This is a genomic window from Neisseria sp. P0021.S005, assembly GCF_051956955.1.
The window spans coordinates 1-3,999 of record NZ_JBQCWY010000262.1 but is presented as its reverse complement, the minus strand read 5'-3'; the positions used below and the strand labels follow the sequence as shown (position 1 = coordinate 3,999).

Below are 3,999 nucleotides of genomic sequence, written 5' to 3'. Positions count from 1 at the left end.
TTCGGCGAGGGAGAGGTTCATTTCTGCGGCTCGTTGTACAACCATCAGCGTATGAATACCGCTGTCGATTTCGGGATGATAGTCGGCGCGTTGCGGTACGCCGAAAAGAGCATCAAGCTCGGGCAGTAAAACTTTGAGTGCGCCGCATTCGCGCAAAACTTCAATCATTCGGCGCGGATTTTTCTCCATCAAGCCTTTGGCCAATTCTTGCCAGACGCGTTCGGCAACCAAGGCATCCGCTTCGCCGTTTTCTACCATTTGCCGCATCAGCGACATGGTTTCATCGGCAATTTGAAAACCATAGCGCGCGGCAAAACGGGCGATACGCAAAATACGCACGGGGTCTTCGGCAAAGGCAGGCGAAACGTGGCGCAGGATGCCGGCCACCAAATCTTGTTGTCCGCCAAAAGGATCGATGATCGTGCCGTCTGAATCCTGAGCCATGGCATTGATGGTCAGGTCGCGGCGCATCAGGTCTTGTTCCAGCGTAACGTCTTTATCGGCATGAAAGCTAAATCCGGCATAGCCTTTGGCGGTTTTGCGTTCGGTACGGGCGAGGGCGTATTCTTCGTGGCTGTCCGGATGGAGAAAGACGGGAAAATCCTTGCCGACAGGTTGATAGCCTTGAGCCAACATGGTTTGCGCATCTGCTCCAACGACTACCCAATCACGGTCTTTGACGGGCAGGCCTAACATATGGTCGCGGACGGCGCCGCCGACAAGATAGGTTTTGATGGTTTGTGTATTCATATAAAAATCGAACGATATAAAAAGGCCGTCTGAAAAGCCGTATTGGGTTTTCAGACGGCCTGATTCAGAACGCTATTATGACGCTTTAGGCTTGTTGCTGTCGATAAGATTCAGTCCGGCGGCAACAAACCATATCGTTATGCGGCATATCCTTTATAATAAGTCCATTCAAATACGGAGCGGTAAACAATGCAGACTTGGCACGAGGCAATTGGTGCGGAAAAAGAAAAGGCGTATTTTCAAATGATTTTGGAGAAGGTACGCCATGAAAGGCAGGCGGGGATAACCGTTTATCCGCCTGAACGTGACGTATTCAATGCCTTTCGGACGACTGAATTCGGAAATGTAAAAGTAGTGATTTTGGGGCAAGACCCGTATCACGGCGCGGGGCAGGCGCATGGTTTGGCGTTTTCCGTGCAATCTGAAATTGCGGTGCCGCCATCGCTGGTCAATATTTATAAAGAGTTGGCGACGGATATTGAGGATTTTCAGATTCCGCAACACGGCTATTTGCAGCATTGGGCGGAACAGGGCGTGTTGCTGTTGAACACGGTGTTGACTGTCCGTGCTGGTTCGGCTCATTCTCATGCGACTTTTGGTTGGGAGGCGTTTACCGATGAAGTTATCCGACAATTGGATAAGGAACGCGAGCATTTGGTCTTTATGCTGTGGGGCAGCCATGCGCAGAAGAAAGGCGCGTTTATCGACCGCAGCCGTCATTTGGTGCTGACCGCGCCGCACCCTTCGCCTTTATCGGCGTATCGTGGCTTTTTCGGCTGCAAACATTTTTCGCAGGCAAACGCTTATTTGCAGGCGCATGGTTTAGAGCCGATTGATTGGCAGGTTTGAATAAGATGAAAGGCCGTCTGAAAGCAGATTTTCAGACGACCTTATGATTTAGTCTCAAATCGAATATTCAATCAGTTCGTTTTGAGAAAAGACATAAACCTGTTTCGGAATCAGGTTCAATTCTTTGCCTTCGGCGATTTGGTAACGCGCGGCATCGCTGCCTGCCAGCGTGATATGTACGTCCTGTTTGTCGTGTTTCACCAAAATATGCGTCAATGCGCCGACGGCGTGGATTTTTTCGATTTTGGCACGAATCATCGGTGTTTCGTTTTCGGCTGCAAGCTGCCATTCGTGTGGGCGGATATAGCCGATAGCGGTTTGTTCCTGCCATTTGTAGTGCGCGTCCAATTTCCACGCGAAGCCGTTGTAGTGCCAGATGCCTTTTTCGATGCGTCCTTCAAAAGCGTCGGTTTCGCCTAAGAACTCGGTAACGAAGGCGTTTTCAGGTTTACGGTAAATGGCTTCGGCGCTGCCGGTTTGTTCGATTTTGCCGTGGTTCATGACGACAATTTCGTCAGAAACTTCGAGGGCTTCTTCTTGGTCGTGTGTTACTAAAATGCTGGTTACGCCTAGGTTGTGATGGATGTCGCGCAACCAAGTGCGTAATTCTTTGCGCACTTTGGCATCCAGTGCGCCGAAGGGTTCGTCCAAAAGCAGGAGTTTCGGTTCGACCGCAAGCGCACGGGCAAGGGCGATACGTTGGCGTTGGCCGCCGGAGAGCTGGTGCGGATAGGATTTGGCGAGGTGGGAGAGCTGCACGAGTTTGAGCAGTTCTTCGACTTTGGCGCGGATTTGTTCTTTGGATGGGCGTTCGGATTTGGGCAATACGGTCAAACCGAAGGCGACGTTGTCAAACACGTTCATGTGGCGGAAGAGGGCGTAGTGTTGGAACACGAAACCGACTTTGCGCTCGCGCACATGCTTGGCGGTGACGTCTTGCCCGTCAAAGAGAATTTGGCCACCGTCGGCGTTTTCCAGCCCGGCAATAATGCGCAAGAGCGTGGTTTTGCCGCAGCCGGAAGGGCCGAGCAGGGAAACGAGTTTGCCGGTGGGGACGTTGAGGTTGATGTTTTTCAGCGCGTGGAACGCTCCGAAGTGTTTGTTTAAGTTTTGAATAGTGATGCTCATGCTGCGTTCCTTTCGGCGGCGGCGAGTTTTTTATCTTGTAATTTGGTAATGATGTTTTGCACCAGCAAGGTAGCCAAGGCTAAAAGTGCCAATACGCTGGAGAGGGCGAATGCGCCGGTGAAGTTGTATTCGTTGTAGAAGATTTCAACCAAAAGCGGGATGGTGTTGGTTTCGCCGCGTATGTGTCCCGATACCACGCTGACCGCGCCGAACTCGCCCATTGCGCGGGCGTTGGTGAGGATGATGCCGTAGAGCAGCGCCCATTTGATGTTGGGCAGGGTAACGCGCCAAAACATCTGCCAGCCGCTTGCGCCGAGAATCAGCGCGGCCTGTTCTTCGCTGTCGCCCTGCGCCTGCATCAAAGGAATGATTTCGCGCGCAACAAAGGGGAAGGTAACGAACAGCGTCGCCAAAATAATGCCGGGGATGGCGAAGATAATCTGTATGCCTTGCGCTTCCAGCCAGCCGCCCAATGCCGTGTGCGCGCCGAACAATAAGACGAACATCAAACCGGCCACCACGGGCGATACGGAAAACGGCAAATCGAGCAGGGTAGTCAGCAACTGCTTGCCGCGGAAGTCGAAACGGGTCAGCAGCCACGCCATCGCCACGCCCAAGACGGCATTGACGGGGACGACAATCAGCGCGGTAATCAGCGTCAATTTGATGGCAGACCATGCCTCGGGATCGGTCAAGGATTGCAGGTATAAATCCCAACCGCCTTTTAAGGCCTCATAGAATACGGCAACCAAAGGCACGACCAGCATCAGCAGCAGAAAGCCCAAGGCGGTAGCAGTCAGCAATACGCGCAGCCAACGCGGTTCGCTCAAGTTTGGATTAGTGGAATGGGTTTTCATGTTAGTGAAGTCTCTATTTATTCTTGTATCCTTTTAGGCCGTCTGAAAAATGTTTGCTTGATGTTTCAGACGGCCTGTTGTTTGTTAAACCCTCGCTCCGGCGCGGCGGCTTAAAGTCCATTGCATAATGTTTAAAATCAGCAGGATGACAAATGAAATCATCAGCATAAACAGAGCAACGGCAGACGCGCCCTGAGCATCGTATTGCTCCAGTTTTCCGGTAATAATCAATGGCAGGATTTCAGACACCATCGGAATATTGCCTGCGATGAAAATGACCGAGCCGTATTCGCCGGTAGAGCGGGCAAACATCATGCCTGCACTGGTCAACAAGGCCGGTGTGATTTCAGGCAAAAGGACACGGCGGAACGTAGTCCAACGGCTTGCGCCCAAAGTTGCCGCAGCTTCTTCATAC

The 3,999-nt window shown here is 52.0% G+C and carries 5 protein-coding genes; 1 reads left to right on the top strand and 4 read right to left on the bottom strand.

The features are described 5' to 3' along the window. A partial coding sequence (locus ACTHUE_RS12310) for a multifunctional CCA addition/repair protein (RefSeq protein WP_440423584.1) occupies window positions 1-750 on the bottom strand: 750 nt, incomplete at its 3' end. 189 nt (window positions 751-939) lie between these two features. Between ACTHUE_RS12310 and ung the strand changes: the two genes are divergently transcribed. Further along, a complete protein-coding gene (gene ung / locus ACTHUE_RS12305; protein ID WP_107792020.1) occupies window positions 940-1,599 on the top strand; it encodes a uracil-DNA glycosylase in 660 nt (219 codons plus the stop codon). A 54-nt stretch (window positions 1,600-1,653) separates the two neighbouring features. Here ung and ACTHUE_RS12300 read toward each other — a convergent pair whose 3' ends face one another. The 3 genes from ACTHUE_RS12300 to ACTHUE_RS12290 all read right to left on the bottom strand — a co-directional run. Further along, on the bottom strand, window positions 1,654-2,727 hold the full coding sequence (locus ACTHUE_RS12300; RefSeq protein ID WP_063075725.1) for a sulfate/molybdate ABC transporter ATP-binding protein: 1,074 nt from the start codon (window positions 2,725-2,727) through the stop codon (window positions 1,654-1,656). Further along, entirely contained in the window at window positions 2,724-3,584 is an 861-nt protein-coding gene (gene cysW, locus ACTHUE_RS12295; protein ID WP_070460696.1) for a sulfate ABC transporter permease subunit CysW, read from the bottom strand. Before cysW ends, ACTHUE_RS12300 begins: the two co-directional genes overlap by 4 nt. Before the next feature lie 84 nt (window positions 3,585-3,668). After that, the coding region (locus tag ACTHUE_RS12290; RefSeq protein ID WP_440423581.1) for an ABC transporter permease subunit at window positions 3,669-3,999 on the bottom strand (331 nt) is incomplete at its 5' end.

Excerpts from the sequence above, each read along its gene's own strand:
- ACTHUE_RS12300 (WP_063075725.1), bottom strand. The coding sequence starts at position 2,727 with ATGAGCATCACTATTCAAAACTTAAACAAACACTTCGGAGCGTTCCAC.
- ung (WP_107792020.1), top strand. The coding sequence starts at position 940 with ATGCAGACTTGGCACGAGGCAATTGGTGCGGAAAAAGAAAAGGCGTAT.
- cysW (WP_070460696.1), bottom strand. The coding sequence starts at position 3,584 with ATGAAAACCCATTCCACTAATCCAAACTTGAGCGAACCGCGTTGGCTG.